This window comes from Dyadobacter sediminis (assembly GCF_005860765.1).
GTDB classification, from domain to species: domain Bacteria; phylum Bacteroidota; class Bacteroidia; order Cytophagales; family Spirosomataceae; genus Dyadobacter; species Dyadobacter sediminis.
Map to the genome: position 1 here is coordinate 1,179,286 of NZ_VCEI01000011.1, position 26,575 is coordinate 1,205,860.

Genomic DNA, 26,575 nt, shown 5'->3' on the forward strand with positions numbered 1-26,575 from the left:
TGCGGCACACGCAATTTGCAGAAAGTGCAAACTCAAATGGAATATGTTATAAATTGCCGGACTTTTCTTGAATATGCACAATGCTATTCTTGTAAAACAGGGAATCTGAAGACGCACTTCAAGACAGCGTCATTTAACTGATCAAGAAAGATCGGACTTGCAGAAATGATAAACAGAAGTAGGATTGTGGAGAAAAATGATGCGGGGATGCTCACAATCGTGTTTGGCTTGTTGCTTGGCCTGACTTTACCCGGTTTGACTTACGGACAAGGCTTAGGCCGGATAACAAGATATTCCATACAAAATGGCCTTTCGTTTGGTGTCGTAAACAGTATAGCACAGGACAACAAAGGATTTGTATGGTTTGCTACCGGCGATGGACTGAACCGGTTCGACGGTTACTCGTTCAAGGTATTCAGGCACAATCCGGAAGACAAATCCAGCCTTTCGGGAAATTATGTCAAATCTTTACTGAAAGACCGTGACGGTACTATCTGGGTGTCGTCGCGCAGCGGGCTTCATGCTTTTGTTGCTGCAAAGGAAAACTTTGTCCACTTCGTACCTTCCCGGCAAAAGCACGGCATTTCTGATGATGTTAGTGATATTTCGCACGCAGGAAACGGCGACTTATGGGTTTCGCTGAACGGTTCCGGGTTTGCTGCTTTCAACAAGAAAAGTAAAAAATTCCAGTATTATGACCAGGCAACTCTTCCGGGGCTGCGTACCAATTCCATCCTGAATGTTTACGAGGATTCCCGTGGTTTGCTCTGGCTCGGAACCCGAGACTCCGGTATCGAGGTTTTTGAAATAGATAATAACAGAAAAGTAAAGAAATCGGCGATTGATATCAGTCTTTTGCCCAAAGGCCGCATTAACCAGATTTATGAAGACCATTTTCACAATATCTGGATAGCGTCCGGCAAAGGGCTTTTTCTTTACAAGAGAAACGAGGCCAAATTCTACACGCTGCATATCAATACCTTTCATGACAGCAATATTTATCTGTCGCTCGTTGAAAACCGGTCGGGTAAATTGCTGGTCGGCGTTCAGGACGGCGGCGTTTACAGCCTGGACCGCACAGCAGACAGCCCCTGAAAATTATTTGTTCGAACAGGTTAAAAACACCCGTAACCAAGGAATTACCCAACGCTCGGTACAATCCCTTTTTCTGGACAAGGACGATAATATCTGGCTGGGAACTTATGGCGAAGGCGTATATCTGATCGGCAGCATACCCGAAAAATTTCGCCTGTTTGAGAAAAAAGTAATCGACAGCCGGGCGGAAACCTACCTGCGGTATTACGGCATGTGTACAGACCGTGCAGGAAATCTCTGGCTGGGAACCGATGGTGACGGTATTTACAAAGCCAATTCGTCCGGTCAGGTGCTCAAACACTACCGTGCCGACGGCAGGCCGGGAAGCATTACAGACGGCGCTGTCATTTCGGCATACAGAGACAGCGGCGGCAATCTCTGGTTTGGTACTTATTCCCGGGGTTTGTTTCTGTACAATCCGGCCAACGACTCATTTACACCATTTAACAACGATCCCGGAAAACCGGGAAGCCTTCCGGCCAATGACGTAAGGGTTATTTTTGAAGATTCAAAAAAAACCATCTGGGTAGGAACGAATGGCGGCGGACTGGCGCGTCTGGATCGCCGTACAGGAAATTTTACCCGTTTTATCCCATCCAGCAGCAGCATCAACTCCAATGATATCAGGGCCATAACCGAGGACAAAAAAGGCAATCTCTGGATCGGAACGTACGGCGGCGGGCTGAACTACCTGGATACCGGGACCATGCAGTTCACACAATTTTTCAACAATCCGAAAAAAGGCATTCATCTTTCCAACAAAATCATATTCTCCCTGTATCTCGATGCCCGCGACAGGCTGTTTGTCGGATCGGAAGGAAACGGTCTTCTGCTATATGATACAAACAGGAAAACAGCGGTACAGTATCTGGAAAAGAATGGATTGGCCAGCAATGTGATCAATGCAATTCAGCCGGAGAGCACGGATAAAATCTGGGTCAGTACCAACAAAGGCCTTTCCAGAATTGACCTTTCCACCAGTAAAATAGAAAACTTTGACCAAAGTGACGGACTGCAGTCGGGCCAGTTCAATCCGGGTTCGGTGCTGCACAATGCCAAGGAGGGCTATATCTGCTTCGGCGGGACCGAGGGCTGGAATTTATTTTATCCCAAACAGATCATTACTTCAAAATACAAGCCTTCCGTACTGGTCACCGGCATCCAGTTGTTTGGAAAAAAAGTGGAAGTCGGCAGCAGACAAAACGGCAAAGTCCTTCTCAATGAACCCATCGGGGATAAAACCAGAATTACGCTGGAACCGGACCAATCGGTTTTTTCCATCCAGTACGCTGCCCTGAATTATGCATATCCGGAAAAAAGCCAGTTTGCCTACAAGCTCGAAGGTCTGGATGCCGACTGGAACTACGTGCAGTATGAACGCACGGCCACTTACAGATATTTGCCCGCCGGCGATTATGAATTCAGGGTAAAATCTGCCAATCAGGATGGTGTCTGGTCTGAAGATTACAGCAGCCTGTACATCCGCATTCTGCCTCCCTGGTACCAGACGTGGTGGGCTTACCTGCTTTATGTAACGGCCGTTGGCGCAATGATCTGCTATTACCGGAAATATCAGGACAGACAGGCAAAACTGAAATACGAAATCCAGCTGGCGCAGTTTGAAACGCAAAAGGAAAAAGAACTGAACGAACGCAAGATTTCGTATTTTACCAACATCTCGCACGAATTCAGAACACCGCTTACCCTGATTATAAATCCGGTAAGAGAGTTACTTAAAAATGACCCGAACCAGGATGCAGCAAACCTCAACATCATTCACCGGAATGCAAAAAGGCTGCTCAGCCTTGTGGACCAGTTGCTGCTTTTCCGTAAAGCCGACCAGAAACAGGACGAGCTGAACCTGGGCGTTCACGACCTGCCTATGCTGATCAAAGATGTGTTTCAATGCTTTATGCATCAGGCTGAACAAAAGAATATTCAGTATGAATTTGTTTGCGAAAAGGAGGATCTGAAAATTACGGCGGACATTGAAAAACTGGAAATTGCGCTGTTCAATCTGATTTCAAATGCCATTAAATTCACACCCGATCATGGCCGTGTGACGGTCAGGCTTTCGGATGAGGGCGAGCAGGTCGAAATTCGGGTTGAAGATACGGGCATAGGAATCCCTGCCGATGCCGGCGATCAGATTTTCTCTGTATTTCATCAGTATCCCGACCAACGGGCCGTGTCCAAAGGCGGATTCGGCATCGGTCTTTTTCTGGCAAAAACCTTTGTACAAAATCATTTTGGGGAACTTACCTATTCGTCAAGGCCATCGGAAGGAACTACTTTTAAAATGCGGCTCTGGAAAAATCACCCTGAGTTGAAATTAAGTAAAGCCGAAGAAAATCATCTGCATCATTTCTCGGTTTTTCTGGAAGAATTATCCGTTCCCGACATGGTACCTTCCGGCGAAACGGACAGCGAAGCGGAAAATGCAAAGCCGGTTACCGAGCAACTGAATGCGAAAAAACCCACCATGCTGATCGTGGACGACGACGAGGAAATGCTCAAATACCTGGCCGGGATGTTTCAGGAACAATACAGGCTCATCGAAGCCGGAAGCGGCGAACAGGGATTGCAGCAGATCAAAAAACATGCGCCGGATATTGTCATCAGCGATGTGATGATGGGCGGCATGTCGGGCATCGAAATGTGTTCCAAAATGAAAGAGGACATGGCGGTAAGCCATATCCCGGTAGTATTGCTGACAGCCAGCTCATCGCTAGAATCGAGGCTGAAAGGAATTGAAGGCGGCGCGGACGATTACATCAGCAAACCTTTCGATAAGGACCTTTTAATGGCAAGGGTTACTTCCATTCTCAAGAACAGGAACGATCTGCAAAAATACTTTTACAATGAAATCACGCTGCAGTCCGGCGATACCAAAATTTCACCGGAGTACAAGGAATTCCTGCAGCGCTGCATTGCCATTGTAGAAAGCCACATAACCAATCCTGAATTCAACATCAAAGTGCTGGCATCGGAAATCGGGATGAGCCATTCTACTTTATACAACCGGATCAAATCCATTTCAGGTCAGTCTACAAACGGGTTTATACGGTTTATCCGGTTGCGGCGCGCGGCTGAAATAATGATCAGCAGCGACATGACGATTATGGAAACGGCGGAACAGGTAGGCATCAACGACATCAAGTATTTCCGGGAACAATTCAGCAATCTGTTTGGCATGAAGCCTTCTGAATATATAAAAAAATACAGAAAACCCTTTCACCGTAAACATTCGCTCAGCAAGGAAATTTTCAAACCAAAATGAAGATTTGTCACCGGAATATTGAAATATGTTAAGTTGCAAATGCCTGATTCCAATAAAATCAGGCATTTTTATGGATATACCCCCCTTTTAATGTGAAAATGCCCCCTGCCGGCAACATTTAAATAATCCTACTTTTGGTTGGTCAGTTAATAATTCCGAATCCGGTTTCAGGACATGGTTATTATTTCAGGATCGGCATTTTTTCTACCGTTCCTGCCGGGATGAAAGAGCCTCACGGAATTATTTCTGATTCACAAGCCCATTATTTACCCATCAAATCATTTATGTATGAAAAAAATTTTTCATAAACAGGCTGTATGTTGTCAGCTGTTTTACGGAAAACTCAGGCCGGCTGTGCTGTTCACCATGCTGCTCTCGGCACTGTCTGCACTTTCCTATGGACAGACATTTACGGTAAAAGGAGTAATCACCGCCGAGAACGGCGAAACGCTTCCGGGAGCCAGTGTGATCCTGAAAGGAACCTCCACCGGTACCACTACGGATGCAGACGGACAATATGCGCTTAACCTTGCCGACGGCAACGGAACGCTCGTATTTACCTACATCGGCTATGTGGCGCAGGAAGTGGCCGTTGCAAACCGCAGCCAGATCGACATCAAGCTGGCCGCCAATGACAAGACGCTAAACGAAATCGTCGTTGTTGGATATGGTACACAGAAAAAAGCAACGCTGACGGGTTCGGTATCCGAAGTAAAAGGGGCCGACATTGTAAAGAGTCCGCAGCCGAATCTTTCCAACTCACTGGCAGGACGATTTTCCGGTTTTGTGGCCAACAACCGCGGCGGCGAGCCGGGTTATGACGGATCGAGCTACACGATACGCGGTTTTGCTTCAACGGGCAATAATGACGTACTGATCGTTGTGGACGGAATTCCCGGACAGGTCGGCGGCCTGGATCGCCTTGACCCGAATGATATTGAAAGCATTTCCATTCTTAAAGATGCTTCGGCAGCCGTATATGGAAGCCGCGCTGCAAACGGCGTCATTCTGGTAACCACCAAGCGCGGAACGACCGGAAAACCTGTTATTTCTTACAGTTTCAATCAGGGTTTCTCCTCTCCTACCCGTTTGCCCAAACTGGCCGATGCAGCAACTTATGCAACGATCCTGAACGAAATAGACTATTACAACAATCCCGCCGGCGGAATGAACCAGTATTATTCGGCGGAGGAAATTGAAAAATTCAGGAACGGATCGGACCCTGTGAATTATCCGAATACGAACTGGCAAAAAGTGGCGCTGAAAAACTTTGCATTGCAGAATCAGCATAATCTGGGCATCAACGGCGGTACCGAAAATGTCAAATATTATGTCTCGCTCGGAACGATTTATCAGGACGGGCTTTACCGCAGCGGCGCTACGAAATACAAGCAATACAACTTCCGCTCGAATATCGACGCCAATATTACGAAAGATTTCAAAGTGAGCCTCGGGTTGTCAGGCCGGCAGGAAAACAGGAATTTCCCGATTTCTTCAGCTGAAAATACGTTCCGTTCCATTTACCGCGCCTACCCTACTGTCATCGACCGTTTCCCGAACGGAAATTATTCCACAGGTGTCGAAAACAGCAATCCCGCCGTTCTGGGAACCGATTTAGGCGGTACAAGCAGCAACCCGACTTCGATTTTTAACGGGATCGTGAGAGCAAGTTACAACTTGCCTTTTGTAGACGGCTTGTCGGTGGACGGTTTTTATTCGGTAGATAAATCGTTCAATTTCACAAAGACATTCTCCGTTCCGTATACGCTTTACAATTACAGCAAAACCACTGACAGTTATTCGCAGGTTGTAACAGGCGGTTCCGCGGGCAAAGCTTCACTTGCCCAGAAACAGATCAATCTGACGAACATTACGCAGAATATCAGACTGAGTTACCTGAAACACATTGGCAAGCACAACATCAATACGTTTGTCGCATACGAGCAGAACAAGAGAAACGAAATCACTTTTGAAGCTTCAAGGATCAACTATCCGACGGTGTCAACGCCAGAATTGTCGCAGGGCGGCGCTGCTGCCACTGACAAGTACAACTCCGGAAGCAGCTACAATTTTACCCGGAAAAGCTTCATCGGACGTTTTGCCTACGATTTCAGTGAAAAATACCTGGCAGAAGTACAGGCTCGCGTGGACGGATCGTCTATTTTCCCGAAAGGCAAGCAATATGGCTTTTTTCCTTCTGTTTCTGCCGGGTACCGCATTTCGGAAGAGGACTGGTTCAAGAATGCGGTCCGTTTTATCGATGACCTGAAATTCCGCGCTTCTTACGGATCATTGGGTAATGACAACGTGGGACAGTTTCAGTTCTACAACAACTATTCTTTCAACAACCAGTATGTTCTTGGCAATAACGTCATTACACCCGGAATTGACCTGACCAAGCTGGCGAATCCGAACATCACATGGGAAACGGCCAAGAAAATGGATATCGGTCTGAACGCGATATTTCTGAAAAACTTCAATGTTGAAGTCATCTACTTCAATCAGAAACGTTCCAATATCCTGGCCGCACGCAATGCATCGATCCCGAACACTTCCGGTATTGTCAATCCGCACGGCTCCGGTGCACTGGTGCCGGATGAAAATCTTGGAAAGGTTAACAGCAGCGGTTTTGAAGCCACGCTGGGCTACAATCATGCCGGGACTTTCAGATATAACATTTCGGGTAACATCACTTATGCCAAAAGCAAGATCATTTTCAAAGATGAAGCGCCCGGCGCACTCGATTACCAGCGCGAAACAGGCGGACCGCTTTATACGTATCTGGTTTACAAAACAACGGGCATTTACCGCACGCAGGCTGATCTGGACCTGTACCCGCACCTGGAAGGCGCCCAGTTGGGTGACCTGATTCTGGAAGATTACAATAAGGACGGCAAGATCACGGCAGACGACAAAGTAAGAACGGAATACGGAAATGTGCCTTTGCTTACATACGGCGTGGTTTTCAATGGCGGATACAAGGCATTTGACCTTTCCGTTGTTTTTTCAGGACAAGGAATGGTTAATCAGTATGTACTTCCCGAATCGGGCCAGGTCGGCAACTTTTACAGCAGCTGGGCTGACAACCGATGGAGCCCGTCGAACCCGGAAGGAAGTTTTCCGCGCGCCGATACCCGTGCTTCGTCGTCGATCAACGGCGGGTTGAACCAGAACGATTTCTGGCTGAACAATGCCTCGTTTGTAAGGCTTAAAAATGTGGAGCTGGGCTACACGCTACCGAAAGCGGCTTTGTCCAAAATCAGAATCTCGTCATTAAGAATTTATGCCAGCGGATTCAACCTGTTCACACTGACCGGTGTAAAAGACTACGATCCGGAAGGAAGTCAGGGAAGCGGACAGTTTTACCCGCAGCAACGAATCATGAACCTTGGACTGAATATCAAGTTTTAATTGAAAAGAAAAATGAAGTATATAAAAAGAATGACCGTTTTATCAGTGCTTGCTGCGTCGATGTGCCTGGTATCCTGCAAGGAAAATTTCCTCGATGTAGTTCCCACCGACCGCGTATCAGATGCTTCTATCCTGTCGGACTCGGTGCTGTTTGAGGCTTTTGTGACCAACCGTTATATGGGTACCAGGCTTACAGACAAAGAAGCCGAAGGAACACTGCCCGGATTCGGACGCGGTTTTGAGTATGCCATGTGGTCATCGCTGACAGATGAATCCATTTACAATAACGACGACAACACCTGGCTGATCCAGCGCGGACAGATCGCTCCCGAAAACACCGGCATTGCAGGTACTTTCTGGGGAAGAAGCTACCGCAGCATCCGCGAAATAAACTATGCGCTTGCCAATATAGACAAGGTTCCGATGAGTGAAGAAAAAAAGAAAATGCTCCGGGGCGAACTGCAGTTTATCCGCGCATTCCGCTATCATGACCTTATCCGAAACTACGGCGGTGTGGTGCTGATGGGCGACAAGGTAAGCGAGATCAGCGATGACCTGACAAGCCAGGATCTTTTCAACCGTGCAGACATCAAAGCCAGCATTGACTACGCAACGGCTCAGCTTGATGAAGCGGCTGCATTGCTGCCCGAGTCCAATGACAACAACACATGGAAACTGGGCAGAGCGACAAAAGGTGCCGCCATGGCGTTAAAATCGCGGTTGTTGCTTTATGCAGCCAGTCCGTTGTACAATGCCGGCACATGGCAACAAGCGGCTGCGGCAGCCAAGGCAGTAATGGATATGAACAAATACAGCCTGTACACAGGTGGTTATGGCAGCCTTTTTACCACAACGGATAATCCGGAAATCATTTTTGGAAGATTGTATGCCGTCGGTGCGCGTCACGTATGCTTGGAAATAGCAAACGGGCCGAACAGCTATAATGCATGGGGCGGCAATGTGCCTTTGCAGAACATCGTGGATGATTACGAAATGATGGACGGCACCAAAATCACCGACGCAAAAACAAGTTACGACCCGCAGAATCCGTACAAAAACCGTGATCCGCGGTTTTACGCAACTATTTTGTACAATGGCGCAACGTACAGAAACAGCATCATCGAGACTTACACGCCGGGCGGAAAAGACAGTAAAGACGGCCCTTCCAACTGGAATACTTCCAAAACGGGCTATTATCTGAGAAAATTCATGAACGACAATCTTCCCATTGACAATCCGTGGGACGTAGCCGGGACACAAACATGGATTTACTTCCGTTATGCAGAAATCCTGCTGAATTATGCCGAAGCGCAAAATGAAGCCGCCGGGCCGGATGCTTCTGTATACGCAGCGATCAATGCAGTTCGTCAACGCGTCGGGGTTGCCATGCCCGCTATTCCTGCCGGACTGACGCAGGCTCAGATGCGAGAACGCATCCGCAACGAGCGCCGCATTGAACTGGCTTTTGAAGAGCACCGTTTTTATGATGTCCGCCGCTGGAAAATTGCTCCGGAAAAAGAAAACAAGCCTGCATACGGCATCGAAATCGGCAAGAACGGGACGGCTTATACCTACAAGCAAAAAGAAGCGCTGACAGGGAAAAGCTTTACCGAAAAGCAATACTGGCTGCCGATTCCGCGTGCAGAAATTCAGGCTTCGAACAATAAGCTTACACAAAATCAGGGATATTAATTGAATGAAAACGGCCCTTTTCTCTAACCGGGAAAAGGGTTTTTTATATACCTCAGCCATGCCATCGAACAGTACTTATAACTTATTGTCACTTTTATGTTTTTTCCTGACATTACCTTCCTGCAAATCCGCTGAAAAAACAGCCGGGATCCCGGAAAATGACCAAACCCTGACCATCACCCTCAATCCTGCCAGAACGTATCAGTCCATCGATCATTTCGGTGCTTCGGATGCATGGGCGTGCCAGTTTGCAGGCAACTGGCCGGATGCGAAAAGGAATGCCATTGCGGATCTTCTTTTCAGTCAGGAATCCGGCGAGGACGGCCGGCCAAAAGGCATCGGCTTGTCGATCTGGCGATTCAATATCGGAGCAGGTACGGCCGAACAGGGCGAGCAAAGCGGAATCCGGGACGAATGGCGCCGTGCCGAATCGTTTCTGAATGATGACGGAACTTATAACTGGGACAAACAAGCCGGCCAGATCTGGTTTCTGAATGCAGCCAAGGCGCGAGGCGTCAATGCATTTCTTGCCTTTCCGAACAGTCCGCCGGTGCAGCTCACGATCAACAAAAAAGGATATGCGGATAACGGAAAACCTAACCTTGCTGCTTCGAACTTTCCTCGGTTTGCAATGTACCTTGCCGATGTAATCACGGGTGTAAGCAAAAAAACGGGCATTACTTTCAATCACATCAGTCCGGTCAATGAACCGCAATGGGACTGGAGTGACGGCGGCCAGGAAGGAACGCCTTTTTACAACAATGAAATTGCGCAGATCACCCGTTCGCTCAGTTCCGCTTTATCCGGGCAAAAACTCAGTACAAAAATTGATATTGCCGAAGCCGGACAAATTGAATACCTGTATTCAGAACATAACAAACAGGATCGTCAGAATCAGATTTATTCCTTTTTTGACAAAGCCTCTGCCAATTATGTCGGCGACCTGCCGAATCTTTCCCGATCCATTTCCGGCCACAGCTATTTCACTACGTCGCCGTACAAAGCCGCGGCTGAGAAAAGAACCAGGCTTGCCGAAAGCCTGAGAAACGTCAGCGGCCTGAAATACTGGATGTCGGAATATTGCATACTGGGCGATAACGAAGGAGAAATCAAAGGGGAAGGAAAAGATCTGGGCATAGATGCCGGACTTTACATTGCAAGGGTGATTCACAATGATCTTGTAAATGCCAATGCTTCGGCCTGGCACTGGTGGCTGGCCATTTCGCCGTATGATTATAAAGACGGGCTGATCTCGATCGATAAAAACAAAACAGACGGAAACTTTCAGCCTACCAAAATGCTCTGGGCACTGGGACAATACAGCCGTTTTGTACGTCCGGGTGCGGTAAGAACAGAAGTTACAGTGGCCGGAGATGCGAAGGATCTGCTGGTTTCTTCCTATTTGAACACAAATGGAGAACTTGTCAGTGTCATCATCAATTCCGGAACGCAGGCCCGGAAACTTTCTTTGAAATCAGGTCAGAATAATTTTTCTGTTCAAAGTGCATACCAGACTTCCGACAATGCCAGCCTCGAACCGGTAAATACAACCGGCTTTTCAAAGGAATTTGCAGTTCATCCAAAAAGCATTTTAACAATCATCGGAAAAGCGGGAAAATAAATAAGTTAGTAAGACGAATGAGTTTATAATTTGTTTTACAAATCCATATTCAGAAAGCCCGGCGAACTGATTCTCAATTAGCCGGGCCTTTTTCGTTAACAAGATTTACATTCTATCAAAAAAGCATTTTACATATGACAGTTTACAAAGGGCATTCAAACAGCGTACCTTACCCTCATTCCGTAACAAGCACTTTCAGCACTTCGGTTGCGGCGGCAGAACGGACTTTCAACAGATAAAGCCCTTTGTTCAGCGATAGTCCGGATAGGTCTACTTCGGTCTTCGCCGACTTTTGTTGAGGCAGTGCAAGATCATAAGCTCTTCCAAGCCTGCTGATCAGCTGCAACGAAACGGCGCCTTCATGTTTGTCCGACAGTTTGAGTGTAAACTGCTTTTTAACAGGATTCGGGTAAACCGTCGACTTTCCGTTTTCAGATTTTGGAAAAGCAGCCGGAGAAGTAATTTCCTGATTTATGCGGGTCTCTGCGAAATATGGTGCGGTGGTCAGGATTACAAGCTGCGGAGCATTGCCCGACGGATTTTCTTTGCTGTGAAAATACAGTTTCCGGTTTCTGTCCGTAGGATTTTTCAATAAAATGCTCACGATCCGGCCAGATCCAAACTGGGCACGTACATGTTCGGTTACATCCAGTTCATAGTATTTGGCTTCGTCATTAACATCTGCATAGCTCAGCGGGATAAAACCGCCTACCGGTGCATTTTCCCATGTAATACCCGATTCTGTCCATTCATTGTTGTCGATTCCGTAAGCAGAGACATTGGTTTTTCCGGTATTTTCAGCGTTGTAGCCATAAATGCGGAGCTTTGCCGAAATAAGGGCGTCCTTTTCAAGGAGCCCTCTTACCGAGAACTGCAGATACGTGTTCCGGGTGACATCTTCCGATCCGGACTTTACTTCCAGCAATCCGGATGCACCAAAATTCTGGTTTGCGAATTCGCCGTCCCGCACATGTACATCGGCCAATGCCGGCAATACAATCCTGTTGACATATTCCGAAGATGGAATTACTTCAATGGCAGCAACCGAAGGCTGATTTGCACCTGCGTTCAGGAAATCAATGTTCAAAATGCCGTCGGATACGGTTATATTGGTATATTCCTCTTCAACCGCCGTCATCGGACCGCCTGCATATGCGATGATATTATACTCATCTGCGCGATTAACACCTTCAAAATCAATATTGAACAATCGCTGGCGAAGTCCTTTTGGCACACCGCCCGGCGCACCAAAATAGATTTCGGCAAAATGCAGTACAACGACATACTCACCGTTAGTTACCGGAATATTATAGCTGAACGACTGTGCACTGCGCTCGGAACGGTAAAGTTCATCGTCTTCCGTTTTCAGAATATCAAAATTCCCGATCGTATTGGTACGGTCAAGGCCTCCGTTGTACTTGTCTGCTTCAAAGACCTTGCCATCCGCCGTTGTGTATGCGCCTCCGCCCGCATTGATGCGCACGGTTGTGCCGGTATTTGCAGGTTTAACCGTTAATTTTACCGTTAGTGTTGCGCTGATGTAACCCGCAGCTGCCGCAGTGACCGTAGCCGTATATTTTCCCGGAGCAAGCCCGGTGGCATCCATGCCAAAGGTCAGTTTGCCTAATGAAGCAGAAGGAATCGTAAGCCAGTCACTGTTCTCCGACTTTGTAAATGTTACCGCAGTGGAATCCGCACTGGCTGCAAGGTTTACGGACTGAGATGCCGTTGTTGTGCCATTTTCAAGTGTAACGTTCAGTAATCCGCTTGAAAATACCAAAAACTGGTTTTCAGTCTCCGGAGCCAGTTTGACGATCCAGAAATCACTCCCGCCCCTGTAACCTTCGGTTTTATCCGCTCCTGCCCAGGATTCAGAGGATCCGCCCAGTAAATATCCGCCGTCCGAAGTTTGGACGAGGCCGCTGAAATAATCAATGTATAAACCGCCGATTGTTTTGTCCCATTGTTTGGTTCCGTCTTCTGCTATTTTTACGATCCAGTAATCATCCACTCCTTTTGAGTTTTGCGATTTTTCGTTACCGGCATCTCCGTTGGAATATCCGCCGATGATATAGCCTCCGTCTTTGGTCTGCGTAATACTAACCAGGTTTTCTATACTGTTTTCGGTCTCAAAATATTTTCCGCTGTATGACTTGTTCCAGACCAGATTTGCGCTTGCATCCAGTTTTACAACCACATAATCCTGATTGGGCAATTCTGTGGTCACACCCAGAATATAGCCGCCGTCGGAAGTTGTTTGACCTACTGTCAAACCGCCCAGCCCGTTTGTGGGTATAAATTTTTCCCATTGCATGGAGCCATCCGCTGCAAATCTGGCCAGATACCATTGAAAAGCGCTGCCCGTAGCATTCGAATTTCCTGCAACAAAATATCCGCCATCCGCCGTAATTTCCAGAGATACTATATAATCGTAATATTTTGTCCCGAATGTTTTGTCCCATTCCTTATCCCCGTTTTCGGATAGCTTCACGATCCAGTTGTCATGAGGAAAAGAAGTTTCCAGTGCATCCTGTGACTTGTCCGCACCCTTCCCCGACTGCGAAAACCCGGCCAGTATATATCCTTTATCCGGAGTTTGCTTTACGGAGGTAAGAAAATCGCTGCCGGTACCGCCGATGGTTTTGTCCCATTGTTTGGTTCCGTCCGACGAAATTTTCACAATCCAGTAATCGCCTTTTCCACCCTCCGTAACGCTACGGTCATCGCTGCTTTTGTCACCTCCTGCATCCGAATCCGACCTTCCTCCCAGAATATAACCGCCATCTGAAGTTTGATGAATGGCAATAAGCTGATCATAACCGCTGCCTCCGTAAGTTTGGTCCCATTCCTTTGTACCGTCTGCAGAAATCTTTACAATCCAGTAGTCGGCACTACCTTTGCCGGCCTGCGACTTTTCACCACTGATGCCGGACTTGGAAGTTCCTCCCAGAATGTAACCGCCGTCTGTTGTAAGCTCCAATTTTTCCAGAACATCATCTTCATTTCCTCCATACGTTTTATCCCAGGAAATTACAGGCTGTGCAAACAGATTTGCCGAATAAAAAAGAAGAACCAGCAACAGTAAGGGACGTGCATACGGAACATAAAAATCTAGATTGAATTCATACCGAAACGGTAAAGTACCCGGTTTGAGAAACAGCGTTCCGGAAGCATTTTTGGTCCGGCAAATGAATGGAAGTAGCGTTGATTTCATAAATAAGAGCAGCGTTAAAAGTGATTGGATTAATGGTTTGATCAGGTGTAAGCAGGAAATATGTCGGCAGCAATGGTAATGACTGAAGGAAATGCCAGAATGAAGTAGACGGTGCGTGTTTATTGCTATTGGAATCTGTATTCTTTTTTGCTTATGCGAGTACACATAAGTCACCGATACTGTATATTACCAAATATAATTATAATAAATATATAAATATTATAATCACCTGAAAAAACATTCCGTTTGATTCAGGATTTTCTGAAGATAGAAAGGCTGATCAGGATTTACACAAACTCATAAAAGCAAACAGTATAACAGCCCTGCATTCTTTATAGGATAAAATAGAATTGGATACAGTTTACAACCACTTGAAATTGCGGTTAGTTTTACAAAAGGAGTTGCCTGAACATCAACCTTTTTATTGGCTTTCTTAATCTCGAAGTAGTTTTTTAGCAGTTCGTTGATAATTCTTTTCAGAGCAACAGCGCCGCGGTTAGTTGTAGCTCCGGAGGAGCTCTCTGTTTATAGCAAATTGCATGCGGTATTTGGTATGTTCGCTCCGGAGGAGCGTCCTGCCAATTGCAAAAGGAAACCCCATCCGGAGTTAAATTCAATTTTTTGGATTTCCTGTTTGCTACAAACAGCAAACCGCTCCGCGGTTATTAATAGCTCCGGAGGAACTTTCTGTTTGTAGCAAATTACATATGGTATTTGGTATGTTCGCTCCGGAGGAGCGTCCTGTCGATGACAAAAGGAAACCCCGTCCGGGGTTAAAATTCATTTTTCATGGATTCCATGTTTGCTACAAACAGGAAACCGCTCCACGGTTATTAATAGCTCCGGAGGAGCTTTCTGTTTGTAGCAAATTGCATGCGGTATTTGGTATGTTCGCTCCGGAGGAGCGTCCTGTCAATTGCAAAAGGAAACCCCATCCGGGGTTTAACAATTTTTTATGTATTCCACTATCTGCTACAAACAGGAAACCGCTCTGCGGTTTCTGTCACGTAACTTTAATTAAATATGATTTATATAAAAACAAAAAAATAAAGACCTTCATAGGAAAGTCTTTATTAACGTTAAAACCAGAATATTTACTTTATTGACGCTGCTTCGTTTTTTGCTTTTTCGTAATCATAAAACCATTTGAAATCCTTGTCATAGGGTTCTGCGCCTACTCTTTTGTACCACGCTGCATACTTTCTTTCCAGCTCCTTAACCACTTCCGGATATTTCGAAGAAAGATCGACCAGTTCGGTGCGGTCTTTATCTATGTCATACAACTGCCATTTTTCCGAGCGTTCAGCAACCAGTTTCCATTTTCCGTCCCGGATGGCGCGGTTTCCTTCATGTTCCCAGAAAAGCGGGTTTTTCCGGTTGATCGGCTTTCCGGTAAACGCCGGCCTCAAACTGGTACCTTCCAATGGCTGAATAGGCTGGTTATTAAAAGTTTCCGGATATTCTGCACCGCCAAGATCAGCCAGCGTAGCCATGATATCAATGATGTGTGCGGGCTGTTTTTCAAATTTCCCGTTCCGGCTTGCCGGTATTCCAGCCGGCCAGGATATGATGCCCGGCGACGAAATGCCGCCTTCATGCGTATGATGCTTGTAAGCCCAGAACGGCGTACAAGCCGCCTCCGCCCATCCCTGACCGATAAACACCGAAGACTCTGCCGAGCCTGGTTTTTCTCCTTCAAACTTCCCTTCTATGCCCGGCTCGGCGTTGCCGCCGTTGTCTGAAACAAAAAGAATGACGGTATTATCAAAAACGCCTCTCTTTTTCAAACCGTTCACCAGATCTCCGATGCTCTTATCGAGCCTGTAAATCACAGCGGCATAAACTGCCATCATATGGTCGTATTTTTCCTTCTCTGCCTGGCTCAGACTTTCCCACTTCGGTACATTGGGATTCATCGGCGGCAGTTTCCACGACGGATCAATAAGGCCGAGGCGGATCTGCTTTTCATAGCGTTCCTGACGAAGTTTTTCATATCCTTTCCGATATTTTCCTCTGAATCTGGCTATGTCTTCTTCCGGAGCCTGCAAAGGAAAATGCGGTGCATTGTGCGCCAGATACAGCATAAAAGGCTTTTTGGCAGCAATTCCTTCATCGATAAACCGCAGCCCGAAATCGGTCCAGAGATCTGTAGTATACCAGTTTTCCGGAAGCTTGTCCGAATCATTGGCAAGTTCTTCGCCATCCAGAAACAGCTTTGCTCCTTTTCCGGCGCCATAATAAAACCCGCCCGCAGGCGCATTGAGCGAACGGTCGAAGCCGCGCTTCCAAGGAACGGTTCCGTGCGGCTGCCCCACATGCCATTTTCCGGTCATGGCCGTAAAGTAGCCAGCGTTTTTCATCACTTCGGCAATAGTCACACTTTTGTCATTCAGCTGTGCGCGGTAAGCAGGATGGTCTGCGCCTTTGTCTTCCATCATGTGGCCGATTCCGGCCTGATGACTGTATACGCCTGTCAGCAACGCCGCGCGGGTCGGGCAGCAACGTGCTGTATTGTAAAAACTTGTAAGCCGCAACCCATTCTGCGCCAGCTTGTCCAGGTTCGGCGTCGGAATTTCACTGCCGTAGCATCCCAGATCGGCGTATCCGAGATCATCTGCAAGTATGACAATCACGTTCGGCTTTTGCTGAGCAAAAGTGGCATAAGTTGTAAAAAGCATCAACAGTAATGCTGATTTCCATTTAGTATGCATGTTCCCTGCGTTTTAGTCCGTTACAACATTTATTATTTTATAAAATGATCTCTTATTCCCAAAGTACATTCTGCTTAAGAAGCGGATTGTTATCAAGCTCCGTTTGCGGGATCGGGTACAAATAATTTTTCTCGGTAGCATTGGTTTTACCTACTTTCTGCAGACTTTTCAGTAAAATTCCTTTACCGTCTGCGTCTTTCTCACGAATGAGGTCAAACCATCGCTGGTATTCGTATACGAGTTCCAGCCTTCTTTCAAAATAAACCGAATCACGAAACTGGTTTTTTGTTAATCCCGCCGTCAGGTTCGGGAGACCGGCTCTGGCCCGCACTCGGTTAATTGATTTATAGGCTTTTACAGTCGGGCCGTTTACTTCATTTTCAGCTTCGGCGTGGATCAGGAGCAGTTCCGCATAACGGATGATCGGCACGTTGGCTTCGGAGTTCGAAGTTACAGCCGTGTTGTTCGGGTCCCACCATTTGTTCCAGAACGGCGTCGAATCATTTGGCACAGCGGGATTGACAAGCGGCAATGCATATTTTTTTCCATTGGCCGGACTGGTAAAACTTCTTACAAAAGTCACATCCCTGCGCTTGTCTGCAGGTTTGAAAAGTTTGTAAATACTGAAAAACTTATCTTCTCCTTCCGTGTAGTAACGAACCATATGCGCATAGTTTCCGGTCAGTCCGGGAATGGCGGAGAAAATCGCACGGGACATTTCATTATTTCCCTGATTATAGGAATTCGCTTTCATCTGAGCAGAAAATATATGCTCCGTGCCATTTTTGAAAGCCGGCAGAAAAACTTTTGCATAATCCGCTGCCAGATCATAACCGTAAGCTCCCGTTCCGCCGTCGGACGGCGACAAGGCTTCTTCCGCTTTGGAAATGGCCTTTTGGTAATTTTCCGTCAGCTTCAAAGGAAGCGATGCCTTGATCAGATATACTTTTGCCAGCAGCGCTCTGGCAGCTCCGGAAGTTGCTCTTCCCAAATCGGGCGAACTGTAAGAGGTTGGCAAAACGGATGCAGCTTCAGTTAAATCTTTCTCAATCTGCGCATAAACGTCAGCGGACGGACTTTTTGCAATGGCATAATCAGACGGTGAAACAAAATTCTGATATTCTGTAACCAGCGGCACATCGCCGTAAAGCCGTACAAGGTTGAAGTAAAACAATGCTCTCAGAAATTTGGCTTCGCCCAGAATCCTTTCCTTGTTGCCCGGAATACTGAAACTGATTGCCGGAATTTTGTTTAAAACCACATTGGCCTTGCGGATAGCGGCATAATGCTGCTGCCAGATTTCATAAACTCGCAGATTACTGGAAGAATGCGACTGCACCGCCAGCGACCTTACGTCCGGATTGGTTGCGCCCGGTCCCGGATCTTCGTCATCGCTGCCCATGTTCATGCCCGTGTTGAACAAGGTATTGTAAGGTGTCTGGATCCTTCCGGAATTCAGGAAAAAGTACACGGCATTAATCGCAGTATTGGCATCGGATTCTGTTTTGTAATACTGTTCTTCGGTTATTACCGAAGCAGGTTCTTCGGTCAGGAAGTCTTTGCAGGAGGCAATGAAAAGCGTGCTGAGTGCGAGAACGAGGTAAGAATATTTTTTCATTTCAGGAATCAATTTGAATGACTATCAGAATGTCAGCGATAAACCGACCTGATAAGATTTGTTGTTCGGGTACACACTGTCGTCCACTCCTTTGTTGATCAGGCTTTGTCCGTTGGAACTCACTTCCGGATCAAAACCTGTGTATTTGGTCCAGGTAATGGCATTCTGGGCAGACACATAAATCCGCAGCGACTGAATGCGCACTTGCGAGAGCAATGCTTTCGGCAATGAATAACCAAAGGAAATGTTTTTCAGCCTGTAATACGTGGCATCTTCAATGAAGCGGTCCGAAATGGTGATCGCAGGGTCCTGATATGCTTCTTTCACGTCCGTATCGGTGTTTGTCGGGGAATAACGGTTCAGGAGTGCACGCGACGCATTGGTGTAACCCGTTCCCAGTTCAAGGTTTGCACGGTTTACATTGTACAGTTTGCCGCCGACGGAAGTCTGGAAGAAAACGGCCAGGTCAAATCCCTTGTAATTGAACGTATTGGTTAGTCCGGCAGTAAATCTGATCTGGTTGTCTATTACTTCCCTGTCGCCGGCCTGCGTGATTTTGCCGTCCCCGTCCAGATCTTTAAACTGCTGTCCGCCCGGTCCTTTGTTGGCCTGCGGCGTGAGTGCCGTTTCACCATCCTGAATCACACCGTCCGTTTTATACACGATGAATGAACCCAGCGGATGGCCGACTTTCGCGATGGATGGTGCCGAACTGGAAGGAATATACTGATTGACGCCTTCTCCAAGGTCCAGGATTTTGTTTGTATTGCGGGCAAAAATGAAGATCGAATTCCACTTCAGATCGCCCGTAAGGTTCTGGGAATTAACGGCCAGTTCAAAACCTTTGTTCGAAACTGCGCCTACATTCTGGTAAATCGTGGAACCTTGCCCGGAATAGAAATCGGATAATCCTGATGTTCCCGGTACCGTTCTCGTAAGCAGCAGATCCGTGGTCTTTTTGTAGTAATAATCAGCAGTAATGTTCAGGCGGTCTTTGTACAGACCGATGTCCAGACCGGCATCCACCTGAAAAGTCTTTTCCCATCCCAGATTTTTGTTGGATACCGTACTCGGCGCATAGCCCGAAACCGTACTCGATGAAAAATTATACGGATAATAAGTCAGCTGCGCAAGCGATTGATACGGCGGAATGCTCTGGTTTCCGGTCGATCCGGCGCTCAACCGCAGTTTCAGCAGGCTTACTTTCGTAATATTTTTAAAAAATGGCTCATTGGCAATATTCCAGCCCAATGCTGCGGAAGGAAAATAACCCCATTTGTTTCCGGCTCCGAATTTGGAAGAACCGTCTGCACGAAGCGTGAACGTCACCAGATAACGGTCATCAAAAACGTAATTGATACGGCCCAGATAAGATGCCAGCGCAAAGTCGGTCGAAGATGAGCCGGGAGTTCTGTTGGTGATTCCTGTTCCAAGATTATTGTAACCAAAAGCATCGGATGAAAATCCTGCTGCCTCGGCAATGGCCCCTTTTGATTGTGACTGCTGGGCAGTAAAACCGATTACGGCATTAATCCTGTTTTTATCATTCAGCTCTTTATCGTAGCTCAATGTATTTTCATTCAGCCAGTTGGCAGTAAAAATGGAACCCACCAGCGCATTTCCGTTCAGGGCCGTGCCTTCGTAAGTCGAAATCGGCAAATAGCGGTTCTGCTTGTTATCCACGACATCCGCACCCACCAGCACTTTGGCTTTGAGGCCTTCTATTATGGTATATTCAGCCGAAATATTTCCTAAAAAACGATTGGTAATGGTTTGGTTCAGCTGATTGTAAAGCGAATTGATCGGATTTGCGTAAACGGTTTCAAACGGGCTGAACCTGACAAATTTACCGTCTTCCTGATAAATGGGCAGCGATGGCGGCGTAAGAACCAGCGCGGAAACGACCGATGCGGGAGCCACGTTGGCTTTGGTATGGCTCCCGGTGATGCTGGACGTGAACCTTAATTTATCATTGTAACTGTGATCAATGTTGAAGCGGGCCGAAAGCCTGTTAAAGTCGGTATTCTGAAGAACGCCATTCTGTTTCAGGTAATTGGCCGAAATCCCGAGCCTTGTCTTGTCCGAACCGGAAAGAATGGAAATGCTGTGACTTTGCTGCGTTGCTTTTCTGAAGGCTGCTGCCTGCCAGTCGGTCCCCGCTCCCGTTGTATCCAGCGTGAACCCGATTACACCGGGCAGAACCGGCGTCTTACCCGAGTTAACGGCTGCATCTTTGCGGAGCTGCCACCATTCGCCTGCATTCATCAAGGGCAAAGTCCGGATCACTTCCTGCCTTCCGAAATAAGATTCATAAGTAATCGAGGATTTGTTTTTGGAACCGCCTTTTGTCGTGATAATCACAACGCCGTTGGCTCCTCTTGACCCGTAAATTGCTGTTGCCGAAGCATCTTTCAACACATCAATGGATTCAATATCAGCCGTATTCAGGAAGGAAAGCGGATTGATTTTGGAACCGGCCGTTACACCCGCATCACTCACACCATATTCATTATTGATCGGAAAACCGTCGATTACATACAACGGATCGCTTCCTGCAGTGATGGAATTGCTCCCTCTGATCTGGACGCTCACGCCACCGCCCGGCTGCCCGGAGGTCTGCGTCACGGTTGCTCCCGCAATAGAGCCCTGCAGTAACCTTTCTACGGAAACAACAGGCTGCGATTTGATTTCAATGGGAACGGAAGAAACGGAGCCGGTAATGTCTTTTCTCTTTTGCTCGCCATAACCGATCACCACCACTTCATTCAGCAAATTAGCCGTTTTCAGGACCACTTCAACAGGCTCGGCAGCCAGTTCGTAAATTTCAATTTCCTGCTGCTGGAAACCGGTGATATTGATCTGCAGAGTAAACGGAAACTCTTTGGAAGCCGCAATGCTGAATTTTCCGTCCAGGTCGGTGACGGTGTTTTTGGACATGCCTTTTTCAATGATGGTAGCGCCGGGCAAGCCCATTCCGGTTTCATCCTTTACAACTCCGGTGATGATATCCTGTGCATGGGCGAAGGTAGAGGCAAAGACGATAGTGCCCAATAATGCTATCAGGTAAATGTTTTTCATGATGACTTTTTTTAAAATAACTGCTCTGAACCGTTTCAGATGCGAATGGGTGATGGCAGGTTTTCAGGAAGTTTTTCGTTTTTGACTTCATCTCCGACCATAGGGCCGTCAGCAGCCAGTTCACTGCCGCTTTTTTTGGATTTCAGAATCGGCCACAACAATTGTGCATACCATTCTTCTTCCTTGTAATGTTTGATACCGAATGAAGTCGGGTATCTGCGGGTAATGATGCCGGTACTGAAAATGATGTCCCAGAGAAAAAACATGTTGCCGAAGTTGCCTTTGTAATAGCCTACGCCGTCGTCCGTTGTATCCGCATGATGCGCATAATGCGTGGCAGGCGTTGAAATAAATCTTTCCAGCACCCAGCCAACCGGGCTGAGCCATTTGATCGTATAAAACGGTTTATCCCAGGGAATACTGGAATGCGCACCGGTCACAATCAGCGACTTGACCACTTTTACAAACAAAGCCGCGTAACCAAGTCCGACGTAAGTCAGTGCTACGGTAAGGTAAGTCTGGGAAAAGAAAATCGTGTAGATGATATTCTGCCGCCCGGCCATCGCCATTCCCATGTACGGAGCACTGTGATGTGTTCTGTGAAAACGCCATAACCAGGGCAATTGATGATGCAGGCGGTGATACCAGTATTGCGTAAGGTCGTCGGCTACGGCTATGATCGCAAACGCCCACCAGAAAGGTACCCATGAAAAGTTATCCTTGATACCGGGCAGAACTTTCGGCAGCAGTTCCAGACTGAAATACGTTACAAGCGGCGCAATGATGATTTTGGGAAGCACATAGCATGCAACATCCAGAAAGCGTTCGTTTTTGGTCCATTTGTTTTCGTAAAGACCGGCAATAAATTCAATAATGCCGAGCACCAGTACAATAACCGGAAGTCCCCACGAACTCAGATGCGTGAAAACGCCTTCGATAAAATGAGGAACTTTGAAAGGCAGTGCGTTGCTGCCGGCCCAGGGCTTGTAATCCGTAAGATAAAACGCGGCAAACATTAAAAATACGGGTGCCAGATATAGGAATATACTGATCAATGCATCGCGCCTGATTTTCTGCACGACCTCTTTTTCAATTTTCATGATTGACAAGGATAACTGGAGTGAAAAATGATTACCGGATTATGCTATACGCAAGCCAGATTCCTCCGGCTATCAGAACAAACGGAACGATGGTGAGCAAGATACCGACTGCGATTTTTTTGGCAAGAAGTATTACGTCAGCGAAAGTCATAACAGAAATAGCTATATTGAATATGAATACCAGAATACCCCATGGACAGTCCGCCAGTTTACGCAAATTGACAACCACCGAAAATTTACCTGAATGGCGGTACTGCCAAATGGGATATTCCAGGATATAACCGAAACAAAAAGATATTACATGCTACAACAATCCGCGCTGAATGGATTGGAATGTAAGAAAACCACCTTGTTTGTCATGACTGACAAATCAGAAGAATGTAAAATAACCGCTTTCATATGCAAATGATTTCAGGTTTACTTATAGTGCCGGGTGGTTCAGAACTATAAGTCTATAAAATTGATAGACAAAGTAATGTTAATGGATTTTAAATTGCAAGCATTTGGATATTTATTTTTGATCCGTACCTCGGCAACACAGTTTGTCAATCCGGTTTCTGCCCGTTTTCAGCCTGTATTTCATTGGGTATGCCAATTTCATAAAACTTCATTGCTTCCGAAAGCTGTTCTGCAATGCGCTTGATCAGGATTCTTGGCGCCAAGATCCGGATTTTTGAACCAAAGCCTAAAAGCTCCCGTTCGAGCTCATAATTGTGAATTACCTGAATACTGAAAACAATGCCTTCTTCATCATTGCTGACGATTTTCTGTGTGGCATGCAGCGGTTTAGTAATTACATACGGCGCATCTTTATGATTCATCCAGAAAACCACTTTCATATCCCGCTGGCCAGGCGATTTGGTAACGCCCAGAACGTCCGCATAATAATTGGAAAGATCGAGCGTCTGGTTTTCACGGTAAATTTCACAACGGTCATTTTCAAGTGTTTGAAACCTGTCCAGCGCCAGTGTCAGCAACGGCGCATGCCGCTGATGCGATTGCCCGAGTACAAACCAGCGGTTCCTGTATTCTTTTAAAAGATACGGACTGAAACAAAAAGTGGCCGGCTGCCTGGCTTTAAAAGATTGATATGTAATACAGAGAACCGTTTTCGAAATGATGGCTTTTCGAATCCCTTCAATGAATTCCAATCCTTTGAGGTGATCATTTTTTTCGAAGTCAACAACGGGCAGACTTTGGGTTCTCTGCGCATAAATCCGGTCTTCCAGCTTGCTGACCATTTCCGACAAGTCCGTAAAATGGCTGAACCCTTTAAACTGTTTCAACAAGCCCGAAACCTCGCCGAGCACTTTCAGGTCTTCATGGCTGAGCGGAATGTTGGTAATGCTGTAATGCCTGTCGGAGTACGTATAATATTTTTTATCCACGACAACAATCGGTGCTTCGTAACCGAGCTTGTCACTCCGCATCATTTCAATATCCGCCTGAACAGAACGCCTGCTTACGCCTTTGTCAATCCCCTCAAACTCGTAAAGTGCAGCGGAACATGCTTCAATCAGATCATCCAGCGTCCATTTGCGAAAACGGTTCTGCAGACAATTGTCAATTGTACGGTAACGAATCAGTGCGTTGCGGTTTACTGGCATAAAAAATATTTGCGGAAAATATAAAAATAAATGCTTCTGCGCAAAAAGACTGCGCAGTCGGGTTGTTGGTTTGCATTGTCAGAGAGAAAATGTACACAACAAATAAACGAAAGGAGGTTACTATGAAATTCAATTCCCAGAAAAGCAGCACGCGGCAGACCGAAAATCACGAAGGTGCAAAAGCATTTGTAATGAATCCTGAAATGCAGCTTTATACAGCCGTAGTAACCTGGTCGCTGAATGATACCTTTTATGAAAAAAACGACGAACGGCTTAACCGCGTTCGAACGCTGATTACTACATGCGACCCATTGTTTGTGGCCAGACTTGCCGTATATGCCCGTCATAAAATGTACATGCGCTCTGCTCCGCTTGTACTGCTGACCGAACTGGCCCGGATTCACTCCGGCGATAACCTGATTGCCCGAACCACTGAAAAAGTAATTGCCCGCGCTGATGAAATTACGGAACTGCTCGCCTGTTATCAGCTCCTGAACGAACGTACAGGTCTGAAAAAGCTGAACCGATTGTCCAAGCAGTTACAAAAAGGACTGTCGGCTGCATTCAACCGTTTTGACGAATACCAGTTTTCGAAATACAACCGCAGTGGAGAGGTCAAACTTCGCGATGCATTGTTTCTCGTCCATCCGAAAGCCAAAGATGAAGCGCAGCAAATGCTTTTTAATAAAATGGCAGAAAACAGGCTTGAAACTGCTTATACGTGGGAAACGGAACTTTCAGCTTTGGGCCAAAACGATTTTGAAAATGAGTTTGCCCGCGCCGAAGCTTTCAAAAGCAAATGGGAAGAACTGATCGATAGTAACAAAGTCGGCTATATGGCTATGCTGCGCAATCTGCGGAATATTCTTCAGGCCGGCGTTTCGTACGGGCATTTGCAAAAGGTTTGTGAAATCATTTCATCAGCTGAAAAAGTGGCCAAAGCAAAGCAGTTTCCTTTTCGGTATCTGGCTGCCTACCGTGAATTACAAACAGGAATTCAGGTAACGGCACCACACTTTTCGGAAAAGATCAGAAGTCTTTTGTTTGGCAATGCGGGTTATACCGGTGATTTGCTGGAAGCACTTGAAAAAGCCGCTGCGCACAGCGCAGCTTCCATGGCCGGCTTTGACCAGCATACAAGGGTTCTGCTTGCGTGTGATGTTTCGGGTTCCATGCAGATGCCGGTTTCGCCCAAATCTAAAATCCAGCTTTTCGACATCGGGCTGATGCTTGCCATGCTGCTGCGGTCACGAAGTAAAAATGTAGTTGTCGGGATGTTTGGTGACAAATGGAAAACCATTACTGTTCCTAAAAATAACATTCTGGCCAATGTGCAGGAATTTTACAAACGTACGGGTGAAGTCGGGTACGCGACGAACGGTTATCTGGTAATAAAGGATTTGCTGGAAAGAAAAGTAATCATGGATAAAGTAATGCTGTTTACCGACTGCCAGCTCTGGAACAGCAGCGGCAGCCCGGAACATATCCATGCGCTCTGGATCCGGTATAAACGAGAAATTGCGCCTGATGCAAAATTGTACCTTTTCGATTTGAGGGGTTATGGCCAGTCGCCTTTGCAGCTTGTACAGCATGACGTGTACTTGCTTGCCGGATGGAGCGACAAAATTTTTGACATCCTGAATGCGCTTGAAAAGGGCCGTACGGCTTTGCAGGAAATCAATTCCATCATGCTTTGAAATGCTGAAACCTAACAAATACGCATGCGTTCCATTTGAAAATATTTAAAAATGACATTTGGCCAACTATTAAAATATCTGACAGCTAAGAGCTAACGATCAAAAGCTGATCAACAATCATTAAGGATGCCGTAGAAACAGGATACTTCGCTGCACTTACGGGGCGGGCATTATGGTGAAAGCCAGGATGGAGGTTCGAGTCCTCAAAGCGGTTCCCCGGCCTGTTTTGCCTGTCGCTCCTTAAAAAAAAAAGGTGTCGTAAATGCGTGTTACTTCGATCTGTCACATCCCGGGTCGCCGGTTCGAGTCCGGCTCTGCTGTGCAAGCAGCAGATAGCTCAGTTGGTAGAGCAGGGCACCGCAAGGTGCATGTCACGCATTGTTTTTTACCCTTTTTGTTATTTGAAAGATGTCGTACGAATGTGTTACTTCTTCTGGTAGAAACCGTGCAG

At 46.7% G+C, this 26,575-nt stretch carries 12 protein-coding genes; 6 read left to right on the forward strand and 6 right to left on the reverse strand.

Going from position 1 to position 26,575, the window contains the following annotated elements; all coding sequences use genetic code 11:
* Positions 1-165: 165 nt before the first annotated feature.
* From FEM55_RS05575 to FEM55_RS05595, 5 genes are all read left to right on the forward strand, one after another.
* The gene (locus FEM55_RS05575; protein WP_138280287.1) at positions 166-1,095 is read left to right on the forward strand and encodes a ligand-binding sensor domain-containing protein; all 930 of its coding nucleotides are present in this window, start codon (positions 166-168) and stop codon (positions 1,093-1,095) included.
* A complete protein-coding gene (locus FEM55_RS05580) occupies positions 986-4,375 on the forward strand; it encodes a hybrid sensor histidine kinase/response regulator transcription factor (protein WP_138280288.1) in 3,390 nt (1,129 codons plus the stop codon). Before FEM55_RS05575 ends, FEM55_RS05580 begins: the two co-directional genes overlap by 110 nt.
* Positions 4,376-4,663: 288 nt before the next feature.
* Positions 4,664-7,786 carry a SusC/RagA family TonB-linked outer membrane protein gene (locus FEM55_RS05585; protein WP_138280289.1) on the forward strand — a complete coding sequence of 1,041 codons (3,123 nt, stop codon included), beginning with the start codon at positions 4,664-4,666 and terminating at the stop codon, positions 7,784-7,786.
* A gap of 30 nt (positions 7,787-7,816) precedes the next feature.
* Positions 7,817-9,478 carry a RagB/SusD family nutrient uptake outer membrane protein gene (locus FEM55_RS05590; protein ID WP_229209102.1) on the forward strand — a complete coding sequence of 554 codons (1,662 nt, stop codon included), beginning with the start codon at positions 7,817-7,819 and terminating at the stop codon, positions 9,476-9,478.
* Positions 9,479-9,482: 4 nt separating this feature from the next.
* Positions 9,483-11,099, forward strand: a complete 1,617-nt coding sequence (locus FEM55_RS05595; protein ID WP_212748294.1) for a glycoside hydrolase — start codon at positions 9,483-9,485, stop codon at positions 11,097-11,099.
* 175 nt (positions 11,100-11,274) lie between these two features.
* Here the strand turns inward: FEM55_RS05595 and FEM55_RS05600 are convergent, their stop codons facing one another.
* The 6 genes from FEM55_RS05600 to FEM55_RS05625 all read right to left on the reverse strand — a co-directional run bounded on the left by FEM55_RS05600 (position 11,275) and on the right by FEM55_RS05625 (position 24,427).
* The gene (locus FEM55_RS05600) at positions 11,275-14,313 is read right to left on the reverse strand and encodes a CBM96 family carbohydrate-binding protein (protein WP_138280292.1); all 3,039 of its coding nucleotides are present in this window, start codon (positions 14,311-14,313) and stop codon (positions 11,275-11,277) included.
* Positions 14,314-15,407: 1,094 nt separating this feature from the next.
* Positions 15,408-16,991 (reverse strand): arylsulfatase, encoded by a 1,584-nt coding sequence (locus FEM55_RS05605; protein WP_229209103.1) that lies wholly within the window; start codon positions 16,989-16,991, stop codon positions 15,408-15,410.
* 85 nt (positions 16,992-17,076) lie between these two features.
* Positions 17,077-18,642: a RagB/SusD family nutrient uptake outer membrane protein gene (locus FEM55_RS05610; protein WP_138280294.1), complete on the reverse strand. Its 1,566-nt coding sequence runs from the start codon at positions 18,640-18,642 to the stop codon at positions 17,077-17,079.
* 24 nt (positions 18,643-18,666) lie between these two features.
* Positions 18,667-21,720, reverse strand: coding sequence for a SusC/RagA family TonB-linked outer membrane protein (locus FEM55_RS05615; protein ID WP_229209104.1), 3,054 nt, complete (start codon positions 21,718-21,720; stop codon positions 18,667-18,669).
* Positions 21,721-21,755: 35 nt separating this feature from the next.
* The gene (locus FEM55_RS05620) at positions 21,756-22,820 is read right to left on the reverse strand and encodes a sterol desaturase family protein (RefSeq protein ID WP_138280296.1); all 1,065 of its coding nucleotides are present in this window, start codon (positions 22,818-22,820) and stop codon (positions 21,756-21,758) included.
* A 545-nt stretch (positions 22,821-23,365) separates the two neighbouring features.
* The gene (locus FEM55_RS05625) at positions 23,366-24,427 is read right to left on the reverse strand and encodes a helix-turn-helix transcriptional regulator (RefSeq protein ID WP_138280297.1); all 1,062 of its coding nucleotides are present in this window, start codon (positions 24,425-24,427) and stop codon (positions 23,366-23,368) included.
* A gap of 122 nt (positions 24,428-24,549) precedes the next feature.
* On the opposite strand from FEM55_RS05625, the gene FEM55_RS05630 reads away from it, so the two are divergent.
* Positions 24,550-26,124, forward strand: coding sequence for a TROVE domain-containing protein (locus FEM55_RS05630; protein WP_138280298.1), 1,575 nt, complete (start codon positions 24,550-24,552; stop codon positions 26,122-26,124).
* The last annotated feature ends 451 nt before the right edge of the window (positions 26,125-26,575 follow it).